Origin of the sequence: Nostoc sp. NMS8 (genome assembly GCF_017115045.1) — a bacterium.
In the GTDB taxonomy this organism is placed as follows: Bacteria; Cyanobacteriota; Cyanobacteriia; order Cyanobacteriales; family Nostocaceae; genus Nostoc.
This window is the reverse complement of the sequence record NZ_JABXKK010000066.1, coordinates 100,945-123,831: the sequence shown is the minus strand read 5'-3', so window position 1 is coordinate 123,831 and position 22,887 is coordinate 100,945. Positions and strand designations below refer to the sequence as shown.

17 protein-coding genes are annotated in these 22,887 nt (G+C 41.1%); 9 read left to right on the top strand and 8 right to left on the bottom strand.

Annotated features, from left to right (window positions below):
- Positions 1–17: 17 nt before the first annotated feature.
- The 6 genes from HWQ39_RS12515 to HWQ39_RS12490 form a co-directional block, all read right to left on the bottom strand.
- Complete coding sequence (locus tag HWQ39_RS12515; RefSeq protein WP_292844871.1) at positions 18–1,331, bottom strand: GTPase family protein; 1,314 nt, start codon at positions 1,329–1,331, stop codon at positions 18–20.
- Complete coding sequence (locus tag HWQ39_RS12510; RefSeq protein ID WP_292844869.1) at positions 1,328–1,768, bottom strand: hypothetical protein; 441 nt, start codon at positions 1,766–1,768, stop codon at positions 1,328–1,330. Before HWQ39_RS12510 ends, HWQ39_RS12515 begins: the two co-directional genes overlap by 4 nt.
- A 509-nt stretch (positions 1,769–2,277) precedes the next feature.
- On the bottom strand, positions 2,278–2,589 hold the full coding sequence (locus HWQ39_RS12505; RefSeq protein WP_292844866.1) for a type II toxin-antitoxin system RelE/ParE family toxin: 312 nt from the start codon (positions 2,587–2,589) through the stop codon (positions 2,278–2,280).
- On the bottom strand, positions 2,589–2,816 hold the full coding sequence (locus HWQ39_RS12500) for an addiction module protein (protein WP_094347640.1): 228 nt from the start codon (positions 2,814–2,816) through the stop codon (positions 2,589–2,591). Before HWQ39_RS12500 ends, HWQ39_RS12505 begins: the two co-directional genes overlap by 1 nt.
- A gap of 99 nt (positions 2,817–2,915) precedes the next feature.
- Positions 2,916–5,555 (bottom strand): PAS domain S-box protein, encoded by a 2,640-nt coding sequence (locus HWQ39_RS12495; protein WP_292844863.1) that lies wholly within the window; start codon positions 5,553–5,555, stop codon positions 2,916–2,918.
- Positions 5,556–5,979: 424 nt separating this feature from the next.
- Positions 5,980–6,678 (bottom strand): rhomboid family intramembrane serine protease, encoded by a 699-nt coding sequence (locus HWQ39_RS12490; RefSeq protein ID WP_292844860.1) that lies wholly within the window; start codon positions 6,676–6,678, stop codon positions 5,980–5,982.
- Positions 6,679–6,860: 182 nt separating this feature from the next.
- Here HWQ39_RS12490 and HWQ39_RS12485 point away from each other — a divergent pair, with 182 nt between their 5' ends.
- The 3 genes from HWQ39_RS12485 (at position 6,861) to HWQ39_RS12475 (ending at position 13,095) form a co-directional block, all read left to right on the top strand.
- On the top strand, positions 6,861–8,993 hold the full coding sequence (locus tag HWQ39_RS12485; RefSeq protein WP_292844856.1) for a serine/threonine-protein kinase: 2,133 nt from the start codon (positions 6,861–6,863) through the stop codon (positions 8,991–8,993).
- Between the two features lie 374 nt (positions 8,994–9,367).
- Positions 9,368–11,803: a hybrid sensor histidine kinase/response regulator gene (locus tag HWQ39_RS12480; RefSeq protein ID WP_292844853.1), complete on the top strand. Its 2,436-nt coding sequence runs from the start codon at positions 9,368–9,370 to the stop codon at positions 11,801–11,803.
- Positions 11,800–13,095, top strand: coding sequence for a hybrid sensor histidine kinase/response regulator (locus HWQ39_RS12475; protein WP_292844851.1), 1,296 nt, complete (start codon positions 11,800–11,802; stop codon positions 13,093–13,095). Before HWQ39_RS12480 ends, HWQ39_RS12475 begins: the two co-directional genes overlap by 4 nt.
- A 73-nt stretch (positions 13,096–13,168) precedes the next feature.
- On the opposite strand, the gene HWQ39_RS12470 is transcribed toward HWQ39_RS12475, so the two are convergent.
- Together HWQ39_RS12470 and HWQ39_RS12465 are read right to left on the bottom strand one after the other, a co-directional pair.
- Positions 13,169–14,944 carry a serine/threonine-protein kinase gene (locus HWQ39_RS12470; RefSeq protein ID WP_292844849.1) on the bottom strand — a complete coding sequence of 592 codons (1,776 nt, stop codon included), beginning with the start codon at positions 14,942–14,944 and terminating at the stop codon, positions 13,169–13,171.
- A 210-nt stretch (positions 14,945–15,154) separates the two neighbouring features.
- The gene (locus HWQ39_RS12465; RefSeq protein WP_292844847.1) at positions 15,155–16,699 is read right to left on the bottom strand and encodes a YcjF family protein; all 1,545 of its coding nucleotides are present in this window, start codon (positions 16,697–16,699) and stop codon (positions 15,155–15,157) included.
- Positions 16,700–16,861: 162 nt separating this feature from the next.
- On the opposite strand from HWQ39_RS12465, the gene HWQ39_RS12460 reads away from it, so the two are divergent.
- The 6 genes from HWQ39_RS12460 (at position 16,862) to minD (ending at position 22,864) form a co-directional block, all read left to right on the top strand.
- Entirely contained in the window at positions 16,862–18,298 is a 1,437-nt protein-coding gene (locus HWQ39_RS12460) for a carotenoid oxygenase family protein (RefSeq protein ID WP_292844845.1), read from the top strand.
- A 109-nt stretch (positions 18,299–18,407) separates the two neighbouring features.
- Positions 18,408–18,584, top strand: coding sequence for a hypothetical protein (locus HWQ39_RS12455; RefSeq protein WP_292845001.1), 177 nt, complete (start codon positions 18,408–18,410; stop codon positions 18,582–18,584).
- Positions 18,585–18,619: 35 nt separating this feature from the next.
- Positions 18,620–19,282 (top strand): hypothetical protein, encoded by a 663-nt coding sequence (locus HWQ39_RS12450; RefSeq protein ID WP_292844844.1) that lies wholly within the window; start codon positions 18,620–18,622, stop codon positions 19,280–19,282.
- A gap of 56 nt (positions 19,283–19,338) precedes the next feature.
- Positions 19,339–20,661 carry a four-carbon acid sugar kinase family protein gene (locus tag HWQ39_RS12445; RefSeq protein WP_292844842.1) on the top strand — a complete coding sequence of 441 codons (1,323 nt, stop codon included), beginning with the start codon at positions 19,339–19,341 and terminating at the stop codon, positions 20,659–20,661.
- A 156-nt stretch (positions 20,662–20,817) separates the two neighbouring features.
- On the top strand, positions 20,818–21,885 hold the full coding sequence (minC, locus tag HWQ39_RS12440; protein WP_292844840.1) for a septum site-determining protein MinC: 1,068 nt from the start codon (positions 20,818–20,820) through the stop codon (positions 21,883–21,885).
- Between the two features lie 172 nt (positions 21,886–22,057).
- Positions 22,058–22,864: a septum site-determining protein MinD gene (gene minD, locus HWQ39_RS12435; RefSeq protein WP_100900385.1), complete on the top strand. Its 807-nt coding sequence runs from the start codon at positions 22,058–22,060 to the stop codon at positions 22,862–22,864.
- Positions 22,865–22,887: the final 23 nt, after the last annotated feature.

Here is a 22,887-nt window from a genome sequence, read left to right as displayed (position 1 = left end):
CAAAATCTGACATTTTCTTAACGTTTAATTCCTTTAAACCGTTCTTGCGCGGCTTGAAATGCTTCTTGCATCACCAACTGAATTTTCTGGGGATCGGGTTTTTTACCTCCCATTAAATCACCAAAGTAAACGCAGGCTGCTTCCCCTAGTGCCCAAGTATAGGCAGCTGCCCAAGAGGCGGCGATCGCACTCCCAAAACCTGGTATAAATTTAATTAATTCTCGTGCAATGGCCTGTGCTAAAAAACCACCTGCGATCGCACTTACAACACCTCCCGCCTGAGATGGGGTAATTGTCTGCCCATATAATTTACCCAATAGTCCCACCATTGAGACTTGCAAAGCAGTGAGTACGGGCATTGTGGCAAATGGCAGAGGCACAGCAGCGAGGGTGGCAGACATAATCGCAAATGGCAAAATATAACGGCGTGCAGCATCTCGGTAGAGGTTACTAATTTGCTGGCCTACTTCTTCTCGATCTAATAGCTGATAAATCGCCTGGGCTTCTGCTTGTGGGAGGAGTTCTGCTAAGGAATCTCGCAGTGCTTCTAAGCCGTAAAATACCGGAGTGTAGCCATCTTCTTCTAAGGTAAAGTCAATGAGTACAGAGCGATCGCTTATTCCTGTGAAGGCTTGTTGGATTGCGGCAAATGGGCGATTGACTTCCTCATAATCTGGCGGATAGGTGGGATGATCGGCGGTATCGGCAGGATAAACCTCATGTAAGGAAGTAACTACCAGTAGACAGGGGATGTCTGGATACTTCTGGCGTAGTTGTTGAGCAATTTGTCTTAGAGTTTCAGTTGCAAAATCATTGATTTTAACGGTCAAAAGGAGGATTCTGGCGGAACGAGTTTGCTGTTGTAAATCGCCAACTAACTCCTGAATGATTGTTTGAGTGTCTTTTTTGACATCACCCAATCCCACAGTATCAGTAAAAATCAGTAACGGCAGGTCATTGGAAGGATAAGCATAGCGCTGGGTGTGTTGCGTATGAGGACGAAATCCCTGACCGATAATTTCGGCAGAAACTCCCGTCAATCCCCGGACAATTGAACTTTTTCCGGCTTGGGGTTTACCAATTAGGAGCGCTTCTGTGGTTGGTAGTTCGGCTCGGATTTTCTCTAAAATCTCTGTAACCTGAGTTTCACTCACACTAAACCATTCCACAACCGTCTGTGCCACTTGTTCTACAGGTAGAAGTTGCGTTAGACGTGTTGTTGCTTTGTTCCAGACACCACCAAGGCGGTTTGTCCAGGAATTATCGACCGATTTGGTAGTTGCTCCATCGGTCGGTTCACTCAATTGCTGAGAATCATCTTGCTCAGTCATTCCCATCCAAACGTAGAAGACGCTTTTACTAATCTTATAGCGATTCTCAAAAGGATAACTAGTAACTTTAGTAGTGTTTGTGGGCGATCGCATTTTGGAGGTAGCGGTGGCTCACACTCCAAAACAAACCGTAGCTGTAGAAAAACGTAACAAGGTAAATTTATTGTATCGACTAACAATGCCATTGCATCCACTGACAATGCCATTGCATCCACTGACAATGCCATTGTATCGACTGACAATGCCATTGTATTGATTAACAATGCCATTGCATCCACTGACAATGCCATTGCATCCACTGACAATGCCATTGTATCGACTGACAATGCCATTGTATTGATTAACAATGCCATTGCATCCACTGACAATGCCATTGCATCCACTGACAATGCCATTGTATCGACTGACAATGCCATTGTATCGACTGACAATGCCATTGTATTGATTAACAATGTTATTTATTGTATCGGCTTATAGCGTTTCCCGACCTAGTAAGGTACACCCGTAGGGGCACGGCACGCCCATAGGTGTCAACTTAAGCTGGAAATAGCTTATCTGTTGGCTTCCATGCCCGCCCGGAAATAAATGTTCGGGCTAATAGCTTAAGTCTACTTCAGTAGACTGGAGATTTTTGGCGATATTTAGTCATCTTCAGATGACTTTAGCTATGAGACGGGAATTTCAATTCCCGGCGGACAAGCGGTAACAGCCCATGCATGCTCAACCGCATTAATAAATAGCTTGTGCTAATTCAACGCGACTACTGCGTAAAACTTGACCGCTTCACCGTATTCAGTTTTTTTCGCCAATGAAACACTAGATTATGTACTAATGACCAATGACTACTTAATCAAATCAGCGATCGCTTTCAACAATATATCTGGATCTACTGGTTTGGAGATATACATTTGAAATCTTGCTACTGATTCATTTTTAGAAATTTATTTTATCCATCTGATGGTTCATCTATGAGGCGCTCTTTCCAGTATCCCGGTTCACGGCTACAGTGCATTACCGCCAAAATTAAAACGCAATCTTCCTCAATAGTGTATAAAATTCCATAGGGAAATTTGCGCGTTAGACATCGACGAATGTCTTCGTCAACAACAGCCCAACGAGTCGGTGACTGGATAATTCGGAAAATTGCATCCTCAACCGCATTAATAAATGCTTGTGCTAATTCAACCCGGCGCTCTGCGTAAAACTTGACTGCTTCACCGTATTCACTCAATGCTGCTGGATGAAAGACGTATTTCATTACTCCAAAAGTTGTCTTACTCTAGCTAACGCTTCCTCTCCAGGAATGGGTGAAACCGCACCGCTACGAACTTCATCTCTACGCTTCTTGGCTTCATCTGTCCACAGTGTTTGAAGTGTTTCGTCTACATCAAATTCAAGACTTTCAACCAGCTTTTCTGCCAACAATGCTCTCGCTGCACTGGGCAAAGTTAAGGCTTCTTTCATGATCTGCTCAACAGATGCCATAATTTCTGAAAGCATAAGGACTATTCAGAGTCTAGCAGGAAAGCAGTAGAGATCGCACAACACTAAAGTGATGGACAGCCGACGGACGCTTATCTAGTATCAACTTTGCTTAATCAAATCAGCGATCGCTTTCACCAATACATCTGGATCTACTGGTTTGGAGATATGCATTTGAAATCCTGCTGCTAGCGCTTGCTGTTGATTCATTTCCCCTGCATAAGCTGTCAGCGCGATCGCTGGTACACTTCCTCCTTGCCCTGGCGATCGCGATCGCACTTCCCGCATCAGCATATAACCGTCTGTCTTTGGCATTCCAATATCACTAATTAAAACATCTGGTATCGACTCAGATAGTGCTTGTAGCGCTTCTTGTGCTGATGCTACGGCGGTTACTTCTAGACCGTAGTCTTGTAAAATAAAGGTAATTAAGTCGCGGATATCTGGTTCATCGTCTACCACTAAAACTTGAGTGTCCGCAAGGAGCGAGGATTCAGATTCAGAAGATAAAGACTGATTTTCTTCACCCCAAACCTGTTCGCTTCTGATTAAAAGCGGTAATTCAACAGTGAAGGTTGCACCTGCTTGTTCTCCAGGACTTTCGGCTTTAACTTTTCCCCCATGCATTTCTACAACCTTACGCACGATCGCTAATCCTAAACCTAGTCCGCCAAATATCCGCGTAGTTGTGCCATCAGCTTGGCGAAAGTAATCGAACACGTAAGGTAAAAAGTCTGGGATAATTCCCTTACCTGTATCGCTGACCTGAATTTGAATTTGATTATCAGCTTCCATGAGTCGAATTTCTACCCGTCCTCCTGTTGGTGTAAATTTTACTGCATTGGAGAGCAGGTTCCACACAACTTGTTGCAGCCGATTTGGGTCGCCAATCACTTGTCCTAAACTGCGATCATCAAATATGGTCTGAATTTGAATTGACTTGGCTTGTGCTGCTAGTCGTACCGTTTCTAGTGCTGCTTCAACTACCATTACCAAGTTTACTGGACAGACATTCAAGTTTAATTTTCCTTGGAGGATGCGAGACACATCTAACAAATCTTCAATTAGCTGGGTTTGTAACTTGGCGTTGCGTTCAATGGTTTCTAAGGCGTGGTTAGTAGTTTTTTCGCCAAATTTGCGAGTCCGCAGCATTTTCGACCATCCCAGGATGGGGTTGAGTGGGGTTCGCAGTTCATGGGAGAGAACTGCTAGAAATTCATCTTTAATTTTGTTGGCGATTTCTGCTTGTTGGCGTGCTGTCTTTTCGCATTCGAGGAGGCGATCGCATTCTTTTTCTGCTAATTTGCGATCGGTAATATCCAATACAAAAGCAACACCATTATCTTTAGAGTCATTTAGCAAGGCCACCCCCAAGACAACTGGTACTCGCTTGCCGTTACGGTGGATGTACTCTTTTTCGTAAATTTTGGAAATTCCTTTGGCTTGCACCTCCAAAAGGGCGCGATCGTCTAAATCTTTATACTCAACAGGAGTAAGTTCTCTCCAATTAATTTTACCTAAAGTGGCAAACTCATCACGAGTGTAGCCAGCTAGTTGAAGAAAGGCATCATTAGCATCAATAACTAATCCATCTACAGTCCAAAAGGCGACCCCGATGAGGTTAGATTCAAACAAACGCCGAAATCGTGCTTCACTTTCACGTAATGATTTTTCTGCCCGTTTGTGTTCAGTAATATCGCGAGAAACAGCAATTACGCCGTCAATTGTTTGGTCAACATTGCGTAATGCGCTGAGGATATATTCATAATAATGAACGCCATCAGCAGCAATATATTTACACTCATCCTTGAGCGGCTGCCCAGTTTTCATTACAGCTTGTCGTTGGTTATCTACCTGCATTATTAGGTCTGGGGGTAAATCCAGTTCTGACAAAGTTTTGCCGATAATATCTTGGGGTTTTAAGCCTAATATTGTTGCTCCATCACGACTAATATATTGATAACAACCTCTACGATTAAAGATATAAATATGATCGACGGAGGCAGTAAGGATAGCATTTAAGATATTTGCCTGTTCTTGGACTTGGGTTGTTAGTTCGCGAGTACTTTCTTCTGCCTGCTTGCACACAGTAGTTTCCATACAAACGCCGATCATTCTTACTGCTTGACCTCTATCGTCATAGATAAATTTTCCTTTAGCAGAAATCCAATGTACACTTTGGTCTGACCGAACTATACGAAATTCATCGTTGTAGTCAGTTTTTTGTGCCAAAGCCTGAGCGATCGCCTGCATAACAGATTGCTTATCTTCAGAATAAACGCACTTTTGAAACGTCTCATAAGGCCCATCAAAATTACTTGGAATTAGACCAAAAAGCATTTCATAATTTTTAGACCATATTACTTGATTGGTAACAACATTCCAATCCCACAATCCCATTTCAGAAACATCTAGAACTAGCCTCAACCGTTCCTCACTATCTCTTAGGACTACTTCTACTTGCTCTCGTTTGGTAATTTCTTGTTGAAGTTGCTGTAAAATTACTTCCACATTTGTTGATAGATTGATAGTGGATGTGTCCTTCTCAATATGCAGATCGACAACTGGAATATGAGGATTTTCTACTTCTAGCAGCTTTCTTTTTAGTTCTATTAATTCTTCCTCAAGCACTGTTTGCCTTTGCTGATAAGATATCTCTGATTGCTCTAACTCAGCTACACGCTGCCGCAAAAGTGCTAATTCTTCAGTGAGTTGAAAGTTAATTTTATCAGCATTCGGCATCTTGTACACCATTCATAGTTAATAACACCGACTTGAAGAGTAGGTATGCCCCAATACGCTTGGCTTAAGGTCTACTGGCAACAATTTTAGGTTTTCGAGACGCAATAACGTCTATACAAGTGTTTTGTTGCTCAATCTGAACTGTATTGAGGTATGCCCTAGTTTAATCTATGAATTTTATAGCTCAAAATTCAATCCACCAAAAGGTACATAAACACTTCAAAAATCAAAATTTAAAATATTATTACAGCAATCATTTTGTCTATCAACAATATGCTTTTGAAGCAAAACCAGCTTAGATATTTCAGCCGAAAGATATATGTAACTTCCAATAACTGTAGGTTAAGCACTGGCACAAATATAAAAATAGAGGTTTTCGGCATCAGTCAATAATGAACACCCGACAAAAGTAGCTAAAGAAAGTTTATTTCTTTAATCGCATGAAAGCTGCACCTATTGATAATGCCACTACTTGCCCCCAGAAAACAACACCCGATTGATTTACACCAGCAGGAGGAATATTTAAGCTGCCGATACCATAAAATAATTGTTGCCCAAACCACCAAAATATATAGAAAAAGGCCGGTACTTGAATGGGGATATACAAGATTATTAACGGCAAAATGGTGTCAATTTTAGCTTTAGGAAACTTTATAATGTAAACTCCTAAAATAGCTGCGATCGCACCATTGCCCCCAATCAATGGTACTGTCAAACTCGGTTCAATCAGAATTTGGACTACCTCTGTAATCACGCCAGCAGCGAGATAAAATCCGAGATAGCGTTTGTGTCCCAGAATATTTTCTACAGTTTTCCCAAAAACCCATAAAAATAGTAGATTTCCTAATATTTGACTAAAACTGCCGTGCAGAAATATTCCCAAAAGTAGCGAAAATGTTCGCCAAATTACAATTATCCAAGCAGCATTGTTAAAGAATAGTGCATTTGTAATTGCTCCAGTAATCTGCGCTGGAATTACACCCCAACTATTCACAAAATAGCCCAATTGATCATTAAATTCTAGTTTAAGTTCCCATAAAAACACAGCCAGATTAATGCCAATTAACCAATAATTAATAATCGGCTTACTTCGACAACGAACATTATCACTAATAGGAATCATACAGATTTGGGGCATTGGGCATTGGGCATGGATAAGAGACAAGGGAGACAGGGTAGACAAGGAAGAGACTTGTTCATAATTTCCCCTTGTCTCCCTTGTCCTCTTTATCCCCTGATCTCACTCCCCCTTAACGTGTGGCAAGATTGAAATCAGATCGCATCGCACTTAACTAGGTAAACGAGATGCTGGGAAACACACTTGTAGGAAGATACCAAATTATTAGTAACTTGGGAGGTGGGGGTTTTGGTGAAACTTTTGTGGCTTCTGATACTCAATTACCGGGTTCACCTCTATGTGTCGTTAAGAAACTCAAACTCCAGGCAAGCGATCCAGTAACTTTAGAAACAGCTAGGCGTTTATTTGATACGGAAGCACAAGTTCTTTATAAATTAGGAACTCACGATCGCATTCCCCAACTTTTAGCTTATTTTGAGGAGAATGCCGAATTTTATCTCGTACAGGAATTGATCGAAGGTCACGATCTGAGTCAAGAATTAACAGCAGGCAAAACCCTCAGTCAAGAGCAAGTAATTTCACTTTTACAAGAACTTTTGACAATCTTAGAATTTGTCCATCAACAGAATGTAATTCACCGTGATGTCAATCCACGAAATATTCTCAGACGCCAACCAGATGGCAAATTAATTTTAATTGATTTTGGTGCAGTTAAACAAATTGCTACTCAAGTTATTACTCCCCAAGGTCAAACTATAGCTACTGTAGCTATTGGTACACCTGGTTATATTCCTGGTGAACAAGCTCATGGGATGCCAAAATTAAGCAGTGATATCTATGCTGCGGGAATAATTGCTATTCAAGCTCTCACGGGATTATCAGCTGAAGAAATAGTCAAAGATGCTGATACTAATGAAATTATCTGGCATAATCAAGCCACAGTTACGCCAGAATTCGCTCAATTCTTAGATAAAATGGTGTGCTACGACTTTCGGCAACGCTATCCTTCGGCAACGGTGGCATTACAAGCGCTGAAAGAGTTAACAAAACCACCTGCCCAAACAATAGCGTTAACTCCTGTTTCGCCGCCAAAAAATATTAACAAGCCGCAACCGAAAAAAGGTACATTGCAGAAAATTTTACTATCAATATTTTTGCTTTGTGTTGGTGGAGTAGCATCAATATTTATTTGGAATAATATTAATTCAAATAATGCCATAGAATTATCTAAGCAAGGAAATACGCTTTTTGATTTACAACGTTATCAAGACGCGCTAGAAGTATATGAAAAAGCCGTTAATATTCGACCAGATTATCCTCAAGGCTGGAATGGTCAAGCCAAAACGCTAGATAAATTAAAAAAGTACAAAGAAGCATTAGTGGCGTATGACAAAGCAATTCAAATTAAACCAGATTATTTAGATGCTTGGGTTGGACGGGGTTTTGTATTGGGAAATTTACAACGATATCAAGAAGCGATCGCATCTTTTGACAAAGCCTTAGAATTAAATGGCAACAACTCAGAAGTCTGGAATGCTAAGGGTGAAGCTTTCAGTAATTTAAACCAATATGATCAAGCAATTAAGTCTTATGAAAAGGCAATTGAACTCAAACCAGATAATTATGAAGCTTGGTATAAAAAAGGATTAGCGTTGCAGAATTCTAAACGATATGAAGAAGCGATCGCAGCCTTAGAAAAAGTTGTTGGGCTAAAACCAGACTACGAGCAAGCTTGGTATAACCTGGGGAATAATCGAGTTAGAATGCAACGCTATCAAGATGCATTCACCGCTTATGATAAAGCTGTACAATACCAGCCAAATTATTATCAAGCTTGGCTTTCGAGAGGTAATATACTGTTAAATCTACAACGTTACCCAGAAGCAATTGAATCTTTTAATCAAGTAATTAAATCCAATCCCAGAAACTATCAAGCATGGTATAATTTGGGCTGGTCGCTGCATAAAAACCAACGTTATGAAGAAGCAATAAAATCTTACACTAAAGCAGCAACGATTAAGCAAAAGGACTATCAACTCTGGTATAATCTAGGAAATTCACAATACATTTTGCAGAAATACGAAGATGCGATCGCATCTTATAATAAGGCAGTTCGTTATAAACCAGATCATTCCGAAAGCTGGTATAGCAGAGGCAATGCTTTATTAAATTTGAAACGGTTTAAAGATGCGATCGCGTCTTACGATCAAGCAATAAAATACAAATCTAATTACCAACAAGCAATAGACGGCCGCAATCAAGCCCAAATTCAACTACAAGGCGAAATATCAAAGCCTAAGCCTGTAATTGTGCCAGTTCTGCCATTTCCTAATTCCACCAATCCACCGCAAGGGAATTAAAAATTAAAAATGAATATAGCGTAAGTGTTTTATTCATTTTAAATGGGTGGTCTATTTACGCTGTACTATAACAATCCTAAATCATTCGTGAACAACGAAATCCCCGACTTCTACGAGAAGTCGGGATCTGAGTCTTGTGATTTTCACAAATCAAATAGGATTGCTATAGCAGCTTAACAATTCGTAATTAGAAGCAATAATTGGAATTTTAGTTTATTTGAAAGCATCTTTTGATATAAAAACTTATAATCGTGCCATTACTATAAATTTCTTCTTTATTTTACCAAAAGCTGTGAGCATCGGTAATTTCTGGGGAAATATAAAGATAACCTAGAATTTTTTCTTACCGAACTATGTGGTTAAGGAGCTAACCTTTGATACAACAAAACTCCAGCCTATTGGCATCTGACAAAAAAAATCATCCATCGCGAAATTTACTGATTCGATTTATTCTTAGTGGTACTACTCTTATAGTCAGTATTTCTGCTTATTTCAGCTATCAAGCTGCTAGAAATCTGACGCTCAAAGATTTGAGACAGAGCGCTTTTTTAGAGGTACAGAGAGGAAGCGCTGAAATTGAAGAGTGGTTACATGTTCGCCAAGTAGAGGTAGAAACCTTGGCTAATACTTCAACTGTACGCTCCTTAAATTGGTCTGTGGCAGAACCCTATTTAAAAGCAGAAGCAAAGCGGATAAATGAATTTTTCTTGTTCCAAATAGCTACACCAGATGGTTCATATTCCAATACAAAAGTTGGTCGATCAAATAAAAATATTCAAGATCGAGATTACTTTCAAAAAGCAATTGCGGGAAAGAGCAACATTTCCGATCCCTTCATTAGCCGTTCTACAGGAATTTCTTTAATTGCCATTTCCACCCCGATTTGGTCAAATTCTGCTAGCAGTAGTTCACCAATAGGAACTTTCCACGGTAATGTGAGAGTCGATCACATTGCAGAGGTTGTCAACTCGCTGCAATACGGCACGAACAGCTATGCTTTTGCTCTCAATTCCCAAGGACAGGCGATTGTCCATCCAAACTCGGCGTTAATGTCAACCGTAGAAAAACCTGCACCCAGCCTGCTGAAAATAAGCGATCGCAATTTAAATGCGATCGCCCAGCAGATGGTAAACAAACAACAGGGAATTGAGTTGATGGAAATTGACGGCACTCAAAAGTATGTAGCTTATCTGCCGTTGACACAAGCTAATTGGTCTGTGGCTTTGGTGATTCCCCGCCAAAATATCGAATCTCGATTGCAATTCCTCGATTTAATCGCCTTAATTGTGGGTGGACTAACTGTCACAATGATTACCGTCTTGTGGCAGGTGCAAGCATTTGAACAAGGTGAACTGAAAAAGTCTAAAACTGCGGCTGATACAGCCAACCATGCTAAAAGCGAATTTTTGGCCAACATGAGTCATGAACTGCGAACGCCTTTGAATGGCATTCTCGGTTGTGCCCAAATTTTACTGCGTTCTTCAGCTTTACCTAAGCAAGAGCAATATCACGTCAATATTATTGAACAATGCGGCTCTCATTTGCTGACTTTAATTAATGACATTTTGGATCTCTCTAAAATTGAAGCAAAAAAATTAGAACTGCATCCTTATGATGTGCATTTCCCCTCCTTTCTTCAAGGAATTGTGGAAATATCCCACATTCGCGCCAAACAAAAGGGCATTTCCTTTGTTTATAAACCTGCGATCAACTTGCCTACAGGAATTCATGTCGATGTCAAAAGATTACGTCAGATACTATTGAATCTGTTGGGAAATGCCATCAAATTTACAGATCAAGGTCAGGTTACTTTCAGTATTGAAGTTATCGATCAACCTCCCAATGATGACCAGACAGTGAAACATCGCCTTTGCTGTACCGTAGAAGACACGGGAATTGGTATAACTCCCGCAGAATTGAGCAAAATTTTCTTGCCATTTGAACAAGTAGGTGAGAAAAAGCGCCAAGCTGAAGGCACTGGGCTGGGTTTAGCTATTACTCGGCAGTTGATACAGATGATGGGTAGCGATATCCATGTTCAGAGTCAGATCGGCCAGGGGAGTAAATTCTGGTTTGAGTTAGAGATTCCCGAAGCGACTGACTGGGTACAATCTGCGATGACTGCATCAGAGAAACAAATCATTGGCTTTGAGGGTAGCCCCTACACTATCTTGATGGTTGACGATCACTGGGAGAATCGCACAGTAATTACAAACTTACTGCAACCGCTGGGTTTTAACGTAGTTGAAGCCAGCAATGGTAAAGAAGGTTTAGAAATAGCGATCGCTCTCAAACCAGACTTAATCATCACAGATTTGCTGATGCCAGAAATGGATGGGTTTGAATTAATTAAAAATCTGCGTCATACTCCAGAAATTCAAAATGTTAAGATTATCGTCTCTTCTGCTAGTGTCTTTGAAGCAGACAAACATCGCAGTTTGCAAGCTGGAGGTAACGCCTTTTTAACTAAACCTATACAGGTAGATGAATTATTGCATCAACTAGAACAATATTTAAATTTGGTATGGATTTACAAGCAATCTCAGCCTGATAAAGAAAAATCTCAAGAAGCAATAACAACAAATAGCCAATCTGCTCAATTAACTTCTCCTTCACCCCAAATATTACAGGAACTAGTTATCTTAGCCAGTAAAGGGAACTTTAATGCCATTCTCAAGTGGGCCGATCAACTTGAGGAAACAGACACAACCTTTGCACCATTTGCTAATGAACTACGGCAACTAGCAAGGCAATTTGATGAAGATTTAATCATAAGTTTTTTGACTAAATATGCGGTGGAAACAGTATGAAAACTATTATTGAAAACCAAAATAATCCTATCAATTATTCTCCTTCCAGAGGAATTGTTTTAATCGTTGACGATAACCCTGCCAATTTACAAGTTTTATCCAGCTTTCTGGATCAGTCTAGCTTTGAAGTTTGGGCAGCACGGAGCGGTGAGAAAGCCCTTCAGCGATTAGAAAATAATGATTTACCTGATTTAATCTTGCTGGATGTAATGATGCCAGGTATAGATGGTTTTGAAACCTGTAAACAGCTAAAAAGCAATCCTCGTGTCCAAGATATTCCGGTTATTTTTATGACAGCACTATCAGAAACCGCTGATAAAGTTAAAGGTTTGCAATTGGGAGCCGTAGACTACATTACCAAACCTTTTCAGCATGAAGAAGTCTTAGTGCGGATCGAAAATCACCTGAAGCTGAGAAATTTGACGAAAACCTTAATTGCTAAAAACGCCGAATTGCAACAAACTCAAACTCAACTGATTCAAGCAGAAAAGGTAGCAGCTTTAGGACAACTGACAGCAGGAATTGCCCATGAAGTGAATAATCCGATGAATTTTATAGCTGGTAACTTAAATTTTGTGGAACAGTATGTACAAGAGGTAGTTAATTTACTACATCTCTATCAAAAATATCTGCCCGATCCACCAAAGGAAATTCAAACCGCAATCCAAAAAAGCGATCTTACCTTTTTGTTAGATGATTTATCTAAAATTATTCAATCTATGCGAGTTGGTACAAATCGCGTTACAGAAATTGTGTCATATCTAAATAACTTCTCGCGCCACAGAGAAGCTGGTAAGAAACTAGCTAATTTGCATGAAGGTTTAGAAAGTACATTACTTATTCTCGGACATCGCTTTAAACGAAATGCTCATCACCCAGCCATCCAATTAGTTAAACAATATGGAGATTTGCCACTTATTGAGTGTTTTCCTGGTGAAATAAATCAGGTTTTTATGAATTTAATTTGTAATGCGATCGATGCCATTGAAGAAAAAAATCAAAATAAAGACATTGATACAATTTATCAAAATCCTGGGATAATTAAAATTAAAACTGAGGCAATTGGAGAGGAAGTTATTTTAAGAGTTGCCGATAATGGTTCAGGTATAAACAATGCAGATTTCACAAAAATATTTGATGCTTTTTATACAACCAAACCTGTCGGTAAAGGAACCGGGCTTGGCCTATCTATTGCTTACCAAATTGTGGTTAATAATCATCATGGTAAACTCACATACGAGTCTAAACCAGGTGAAGGGATAGAGTTTATCATTGAGCTACCAATTCGATAAATTTAGAATTTTTAAACTCAATAAAACAAAACAGATGTATGTCACAAATCCATTTATCCAGAAATTGTTGTAACTAACGAATATTCACCTCTTGCAAGTAATTTACTCCCTGAAGATATTCAATTCTAGTAGATGAGTTTTTAGAGAAAGATGAATTTGTTCTTTTTGCAAAAGCTACCTTTTGATTGTCATCTGTCACCCGTTGTTTTTGAGTATACTCATTCAATTTGACTTGAGCTTGAGCATAAACTAGAGTATCTTGAGGAATCTTTTTGAGAAATTTTAGAGCCAGATCGAAATCACCAATAGATGCTTTTTTGTAAGCTTTCTGTAAAAAGTAAGCTGCTCTGATCTCCCGCTTTCGATCGTACTCAGCTAACTTTTCTTGAACTAAAGCGCCTGCATGACTTTCTTGAGGTATTTGACGCAGGTATTGTAATGCGCCAGAAAAATCTTTTATCTCGGCTTTTTCGTAAGCTTTTGCTAATAAATCTTGCGTCTGTACTTCAATATTGACAGCTGCTTTTTGAACTATTTTATCTGTTTTAGATTGCCAATATAAAATATTTGGAACTTTAGCCGCAGCATGAAGAGCATCTGACCATCTGCTCTCATGAAAGGCTATTTGTGCTATTTCATATTGCTGTGCAGCTACTTGCCATTGCTCTTGCCATTCTTCAATTGTGGCTTGCGCTTCTGGATAAACATTGCTATGGGAGGGAATTGATTTAGCGAGTGCGATCGCTTCTTCTAAATCCCCTGCTTGATATTCTTTTTTTGCTTTATATAAAGTATCTGTTTCTGAGTATGCAGGTGCAGTATTAACTAAAGAATATACACCAAATCCCATCAACAAAGAATTAGCTGCCAATCCTACTTTCATTCCTGTGAATAATAGTGATGACTTTACAGATGCAGGATTTTTTGCGGCTTCTAGAAGAAATTGAGAATCTGCTTCTAATATTTCTGATGGCTGAGTTTCGCATACTATTTGCTTAAGTACCCGCAGTACCTCACCCGCAGACTCAAAGCGGTCTTGGTAATTGTAGCGGATCATTTGGCTAAGAACAGCAGCTAGATAATCGTTAATTGGCGTGTTTGGAGAACGCCAAAAAATTTCATTAGTATAAGGATCAACTTTTAATTGTAGTGGTTCTAGCCCAGTTAAAGCCTGAATAGCAATCATACCCAAAGCATAAATATCACTGTTGGGCTGTGTTTGACCAATAAATTGCTCTGGTGGTATATATCCCAATGAAGTGACGGGAATTCGATAAATGGGCAATTCCGCACCGATACCAAAATCGATCGACTGGATTGAGCCAAAGTCAATCATAACTAACTTGCGTAGGGCTTTGCCCTCGCCGGAGGCATCGCTATTACGCCTGATCAAGTTTTCTGGTTTGATATCGCAATGAATCACGCCTTGAGAGTGAACAAATTCTAGAATACCTAAGGCATCTATCAAAAATTCTACAACTTCGCTTTCACTCCACAGACACCCAAAATATTGATCGACAGGCAATTCCGCAGTTAGCGCATGTCCTTCGATACACTCTTGCACTAAGTAAAATCGCTCGTTTTCTTCAAAGCAGGCGATGAATTCAGGAATTTGGTCATGGCTTCCCAGAAGCTTGAGGGTTTGGGTTTCAGTCAGAAACAGCAACCTCAGCATCTCCAAGTAGCCAGATTCCGAACTGTTAACTTTAATCTGTTTAACAACGCATTTGGGATTCTCTGGATAATCTACGTCTATAGCAATGTATGTTTCTCCAAACACCCCTGCACCCAGGTTTTGGACAATTTGGTAACGCCCTTGTAGTAATTTACCGATTATGTGGTGGGTCATGACCTGGTTACTCAGTAAGTTCTTTTATTTACTTTTTCTGACATTCCGTCCTATTTCCGGAATGCTTTAGAAATAAATAACCAGAGTTTTGATACCTTGAATACAAGTTTAATTTGCTAAGTATTCTTACGTAACAAAATATTATATTTTATTAAAATTCATATCTTTGATTTTATTTGAGAGCTACTATTTATTTAGTAATGAGAAAAATTAATTTTCATCGTGTTCAATTACTTCAGATTTATCTTGTAACGGCTTCACTACCCGCGCGATCGCTTCCTGAATAAAAGCTTTAATAAATTCATCTCTGCGATTAATTTGAAACTGTCGCTGTACAACTTCTGTCATTCCACCATCACCCCAATCTTGGTCATGACGAAAATATTCAATGAAACTTTTACCGGCGATTCGCGTTAAATAAGCTGCTGTGACGCCTTGAATTGCTCTACCAATAATAAAGGTGGCAACATTAAGTTGCAAAGCTGTAGATAATAATTGAATTGCTCCCTTAACAATGCCTAAACTAGCAATAGTTTTCGCTAAAGAAAGAGCTAACTCTCGTCCCCGTTCCATATTCAATTCACAGCCGTAGACTCTGCCAATTTCCACAACCATTTGAGCATTAACTGCGGCTGTCGCTAATAAATCTACAACTGGTATCGGCGTGACTGATACCACACCAGCGCCAATCCATTGAAACCGTTCTACGATTTTGTCCGCTTGACGGCGGCGCTGGCCATCGATGAGTTTTCGGGCCTCGTCTCCCAATCGCAGAGATTGTAAAAGAATATTATCCGCCACCAAATCTTCACCTTCGGCGCGTAAAACAGCAGCCGTGCGCCGTAGCAAAGGAACGATATCGGGTTCCGGCTCGAAGGTTTCGCCAGTTTCTAGTTGTGCAGGTTGGGGATTAGCAGCGATCGCTACTACATCATTAGTAGCAATAAATCCCCGTACCCGTTGACGTAATCTCGCGAGGATGGATTCTTTATCTTCATCTGTATATAAATCAGTTTTGTTGAGAACTAGGAGCGATCGCTTCCCAATTTCTGCCAACCCCCGTAGCGGCTCATATTCTGAGCGTCGTAAATCATTATCTACCACAAACAACAGTAAATCTGCTTCTGTTGCTAGTTCTCGTGCCATTTGTTCCCGTTCCGTTCCCGCCACACCCGCTTCTAAAATCCCCGGTGTATCTGTAATTAAAATCTTCCGTTCTAATCCTTTCAACCGCAGACAATAGGTTTCTCCAACCTGAGTTGTACCCATCGGTGCATCCACCTGGCCAACCATGCGTCCCATAATCGCATTAACTAGGGAAGTTTTGCCAGCACTCCCCGTACCAAATACCACTACTTGAATTTCACCCCGCGCTAGGTTGGCTTCAATCTCTCGCGATCGACTTAATAAAGCTTGGCGTGCTACTTCATCTTGAATTTGCCCTACCTGTTGCCGCACAGCCTGGAGAGTTGTAGAAGCAGCATCAGATTTAGCAGCCGGAATTTGTGCCGCAGTTACTCGCTTCGGGTTGCGCCGCGATCGCTTTTCTCCAGTTCTAATTACCAATACATAATAGACAAAAGCCGCAACCAAGGCTCCAATAAGGAGAATCAGCAGCAACAGCAGCAAATTGCCTAGCAACGGTGAATAGGATAATTGCCAATAGAGGCGTGATAGGGAATCAATTAGCCATAGGGCTAGCCCCAAAATGACGATTAGACCGACAATCAGCGTTACTATGCGTGACAGAGGCATGGCTGGGAAAGATTAGTAAGTATTCAGTAGGGAGATGCTCTAATCTTAATAGTTTCGGCATTTTTTACCAGAGTAGTAAGAAGCAGCTTTTGAGGTTCTGAAGGTAGAACTATTAAAAAATTGCAACAATGTCAGAATACAAGTATCCAGCAATATTTTAAAATGCAGACTATTACCAAAAAGTCAATAAATAATTCCTGGGCTGGGGCGATCGCAGAACCAGCAAAAGAATTTCCTCTTACCCAACTATCAATTATTTCTGGCAAAATCCCAGATGGCTTACGTGGCACACTTTACCGCAATGGCCCCGGACGGCTAGAACGTGGTGGCGAACGTGTGGGACACTGGTTTGATGGAGATGGGGCAATTCTCGGCGTTCATTTCACAGATGCAGGAGTCACCGGAATCTATCGCTATGTGCAAACAGCAGAATATCAGGCTGAAACTCAAGCGGATAGGTTTCTTTATGGTGTCTATGGGATGCATCCACCAGGCCCCATCTGGAAGCGCTGGGGTCAACATATCAAGAATGCAGCAAATACTTCAGTGTTGGCTTTACCTGATAAATTGTTAGCTTTATGGGAAGAAACCAATCCATACAGCCTTGATTTGCAAACCTTAGAAACCAAGGGATTGGATGATTTGGGTGCTTTGGATAACGGATTACCTTATTCTGCTCATTACAAGCGCGATTCCCAAACAGGCGAGATTTTGAACTTTGGAATCAGTATCGGTAGTTCTGTACAACTGAATCTCTACAAAAGTGATGCTACTGGCAAAATTATCCAAAAAACTGCTTTTAAGTTAGATCGCTACTCGATAATACATGATTTTGTTTTAACTCAAAGGTATCTGGTGTTTTTTATGCCACCGATGCGGATGAAAACACTGTCACTTCTCCTTGGTTTGACTACCTTCAGTGAATCTCTGTTGTGGGAACCTCAGTTAGGAACCCAGGTATTAATCTTCGACCGAGAAAACTTATCCTTAGTGAGTCGTAGTGAAACTGATCCTTGGTTTAATTGGCATTTTGGCAATGGCTATGAAAATGAAGACGGTTCTGTAATTCTGGATCTGGTGAGATATGCAGATTTTCACGAAACTAATGAATATCTCAGAGAATTTGCAACTGGTGAGACGCACACAGTAACTAAAGGAACATTATGGCAAGTGCGCCTCAATCCTCAAACTGCTAAAGTTACAACGATACAGGAAGTTGTCAACCGCAAGTGTGAATTTCCCGTAGTGCAGCGATCGCAAGTTGGACAACCTTGGCGCTATACTTATGTATCATTAATGCCCCAAAGAGGGAATACAGACAAAGAATCTTTTGGTGCGATCGCTCGCTTCGACTACAAAACCGAAACCCTCACCGAAGCAGACTTAGGAGAAAACCGCTATCCTTCAGAACCCATCCACGCCGAAGATGCCCACAACCCTGAGCAAGGTTGGGTGTTAACCGTTGTATACGATGGTAATACTCATAGTAGTGAAGTTTGGGTATTTGATAGCGATCGCCTAGATGCAGAACCCGTTTGCAAACTAGGATTACCTAGCGTTATTCCCCACAGCTTCCACGGCACTTGGAACCCAGGTTAAGAATTGGCTGGGGATTGGGGACTGTGAAATAATTTTTCTACTTTCCAATGCCTAATGCTCAATGCCCATAGTATCCTACATATTGGTATCTAAAGAGAAGTCCAAAATCATGAGGAGAAACCCCATAGTATTACTACTTAGCGGAGTGATTGTCAGTTTTGGACTATCATCATTGTTAGCTCAAGCACAACAAGTTTCTGATGCCCTAGTCGCAGCGATGGTAGAGGCGTTGCGACTTGCTGCACCGCAGACCGGCACCGCAAATGATGGACTTTATAGTGAGTGAATACGCAACTGGGGTTTCCATAGGAGTATGCAGCCGTGCAGCCGGACTTAATAGGCTTGGAAATTAGCAAGGGGGAACTGAGACGTTTAACTGGGTTCGATCCAGAAGACGTTTTTCGCCCCTCGGTTTTGCGAGATAGCAAAAAGCGATTAGGGTTTTTGATCAATGAAATGCTGGTGACGCTGGCGCTAACGCCAATAATTGTTGGGTTTATTTACGCGTTTATTATTCTGCCAACAATTGGTTCTTCAATTAAATTCGGAATTCTTTTACTAATTTTAGTGCCAATGCCGATATTAGTAGGGCGATGGCTGTGGCGACAATTAACCTGTTCTGAAGGACTGACAATACTTTTAGATGAAGTTGATAAATATCATGACTTAGTTGCTGCTATAGATATTAATGACCAATTGGCAGCATCAGGAAACGTAGAAAGCAGTATCCATGACCGAGATCAAGTCACCGCCGCCTTACAACTAATTAGAGAAGATTTAGTCCGCGCTTTGAAAACGGAACGAATTTTGCGAGATAATAAAAAATTGCTTGCTAATAATCAAGAATTATTTGTGAATAATTTAGCCAGTCTGCAAGCTTTGCAAGTTAGTAGTCAAGCAGGCGAATATGCTCAACTGCTAAATCAATCATTGCAAATTGCGATCGATGTGCAAGCAGAAATCAGAAAATTGCAGAAAGGCTAAGTAGAGATTACCTCTGTAGATGAATTTCCGAGAAAACAATCACCCGGTTGACTTAAATGAGCAACAAACCCAAAATCATTGTCCTGGATGATGACCCTACAGGTTCTCAAACAGTCCATAGCTGCTTGCTACTAATGCACTGGGATGTGGACACTTTACGTAGCGGGTTGCAGGATGATTCACCGATTTTCTTTGTGCTGACAAATACTAGATCGCTAACGCCAGAGTCAGCTGCATCTGTCACCAAAGAAGTTTGCCAGAACCTAAAAATCGCTTTGAATGCTGAAGGAATTGATGATTTTCTGATTGTCAGCCGTTCTGATTCTACTTTGCGGGGACATTATCCGATTGAAACTGATGCGATCGCACAAGAACTCGGCCCTTTTGATGCTCATTTTCTCGTCCCAGCATTTTTTGAGGGTGGACGCATCACCCGCGATAGCGTGCATTACTTGATTCTTGACGATGTAACCACCCCAGTCCATGAAACTGAATTTGCCCGTGATTCAGTCTTCAGCTACGATCACAGTTACTTACCCAAGTACGTCGAAGAAAAGACTCAAGGACGAATTAGTGCCGAAGCTGTAGAAAGGTTTCTCGTAGCTGATATTCGTGCTGGTAGTTTGGAACGATTGTTACAACTTCATGGTAATCAGTGCGCTGTTGTCGATGGTGAAACTCAAGCCGATCTCAACCGCTTTGCAGTAGATATATTAGCAGCCGCCAGTCAAGGTAAACGCTTTTTATTTCGTAGTGCAGCCAGTATTTTAACGGCTTTAGCTGCTTTACCACCCCAACCCATTACCGCCGAAAACATGGCTCAGTACGTGCGACAAGGCAAACCGGGTGCGGTGATTGTTGGTTCTCATGTGAATAAGACTACTCAGCAATTAGAGGTGCTGTTGCAAGTAGAAGGAACGGTGGGAATCGAAGTCAATGTAGCGCAATTACTTGATGATGCCAATCAATCTGCGGCATTGCTAACTGAAATTCAAGAAAGTACACGGGTAGCACACGAAGCTGGCAAAACACCAGTGGTTTATACTAGCCGTCAAGAACTGGATTTTAAAGATGTCAAGACACGATTGGAGTTTGGAGAAAAAGTTTCAGGTCTATTGATGGATATTGTGCGCGGTTTACCATCTAATATAGGATTCTTAATCAGCAAGGGTGGCATTACTTCAAACGATGTCTTGAGTACTGGACTAGCTTTAACTTCAGCCCGTTTACTCGGTCAAATTTTAGCTGGTTGTTCAATAGTGTTAACGTCATCCGATCATCCCCAATTTCCTGATTTACCTGTGGTGCTGTTTCCAGGTAATGTTGGTGATGCTGATGCGTTGGCGACAGTTTATCAGAGATTGACCTTGCCAATTTGAGATTTGAGATTTGAGATTAAATAATCTTTTGGTTCACACCAGACTAATATCTTGCTACGCAATACAAATCCAAAATCCAAGTTGCGCTGGAAGCGCACCAAAGGTGCGACCCAAAATTTAAAACCTGTGTATCCTTTGTCTTTTGGCTAGTACTCCATGACTTCTGATTCTGCGATTCCCAATCTCAAGTCAAATTCTGCACTTCCTAATGCAGAAGCAAACTCTATCCTTTCTGAGGCAGAGAGAAATCTTACCGTTTCTGACATAGAGTCAGATTCTATCCTCCCGGATGCTGAGTTAAAATCTGTCCTCCTTTATTTAAAATCAAATACTGTATCTGGGGATGTAGAGTCAAATCCTTCTCAACCAGATGTAGAGTCAAATCCTTCTCAACCAGATGTAGAGTCAAATCCTGATGCGGCATCAGATTTTATTCTTACTGATTTAAATCCCAATGAGTTAGCATTACCAGGGCATCGCGTAAATGATAATACTCAAGTCCAGTTAAAGAGTAAGGAGGGACGACTGTTATTAATTTTGCCCCCAGAATCTCAGGCATCTGCCTCAGAACTCACTTGGTCTGATATTTGGCAACAAATCAGGCAACGTCTCAGTGCAGGCGATCGCTTCCGTATATCTAATACACCTGTGCATTTAATGGCACAAGACCGTTTGGTAGATACCAGACAACTCCAAGAACTTGCCGAAGCTTTGAGTGAAGCCCAACTCCGACTCATATCTGTCTCGACGAGTCGGCGGCAAACTGCGATCGCTGCCGTGACATCTGGGTATTCTGTAGAACAATTACAGCCCGTAACTTCCCTGAGTTCAGAACCAGCAGCTACAGCCATCCCCCAAGAAGATGCCCTTTATCTAGAAATGACAGTCCGCTCTGGAGTAGAAATTCGTCATCCTGGGACAGTAATTATCTTGGGAGATTTAAACCCAGGTGGTATTGTAATTGCAGATGGAGATATTATTATCTGGGGTCGCCTACGTGGAATTGCTCATGCTGGGGCTGGAGGCAATCGTGAGTGTCTGATTATGGCCTTGCAAATGGAACCAACTCAACTGCGGATTGCAGATGCCGTAGCAAGGGCGCCAGAAAAACCACCAATGCAGTTTTCTCCAGAGGTGGCACATATTACGCCCCAAGGAATTCGCATCGCTAGGGCTACTGATTTTTCTAGAAACCAATTCACCAAAAGCAATCAAGATCCATAAATATTTACTTAAAGAATGAAGTATATAAGTAAGGATGAAATAAGACAAATATTCATGCCTCACCCTCATCAGGGAGAACAGATATTTCTTCATACTTGATACGATACTTCATACTTTATACTGCAATTTACTGTTTTATATTTCCTGAACCCTCATTGACCGCATTTCTATCATGACTCGCATTATTGTGATTACCTCCGGTAAAGGAGGAGTGGGTAAAACCACAGTTTCAGCAAATTTGGGCATGGCTTTAGCCAAAATGGGGCGTCAAGTTGCCTTGGTTGATGCAGATTTTGGTCTGAGAAATTTGGATTTGCTGCTAGGGCTGGAAAACCGCATTGTTTATACTGCGGTAGAAGTCTTAGCCAGAGAGTGCCGTCTCGAACAAGCCTTAGTGAAAGATAAGCGCCAACCCAATCTCGTACTCTTGCCGGCAGCCCAAAATCGCTCTAAAGATGCAGTCACACCCGAACAGATGAAGTTATTGGTGAATGCACTAGCACAAAAATATCAGTATGTGATTATTGATAGCCCTGCCGGTATTGAAAATGGATTTAAAAATGCGATCGGCCCGGCAAAAGAAGCGCTAGTTATCAGCACACCAGAAATTTCCTCAGTTCGTGATGCTGACCGGGTGGTGGGGTTACTAGAAGCACAAGGTATCAAACGTGTTCATTTAATAATTAACCGCATCAGACCCGCAATGGTGCAGGCAAATGATATGATGTCAGTGCAAGATGTTCAGGAACTTCTCGCCATTCCCCTGATCGGGGTAATCCCTGACGACGAGCGTGTTATTGTATCTACCAATCGCGGCGAACCCTTAGTGTTAGCGGAAAATCCATCTTTAGCTGCCACAGCCTTTGAGAACATTGCTCGTAGATTAGAAGGGGAAAGTGTCGAATTTCTGGAGATCGACTCGTCCCAAGACAGCATCTTCGCCCGTATACGAAGGTTGTTCAGGACAAAGATTGTTTAACTTACTTTTCCAATCTCCGCCCC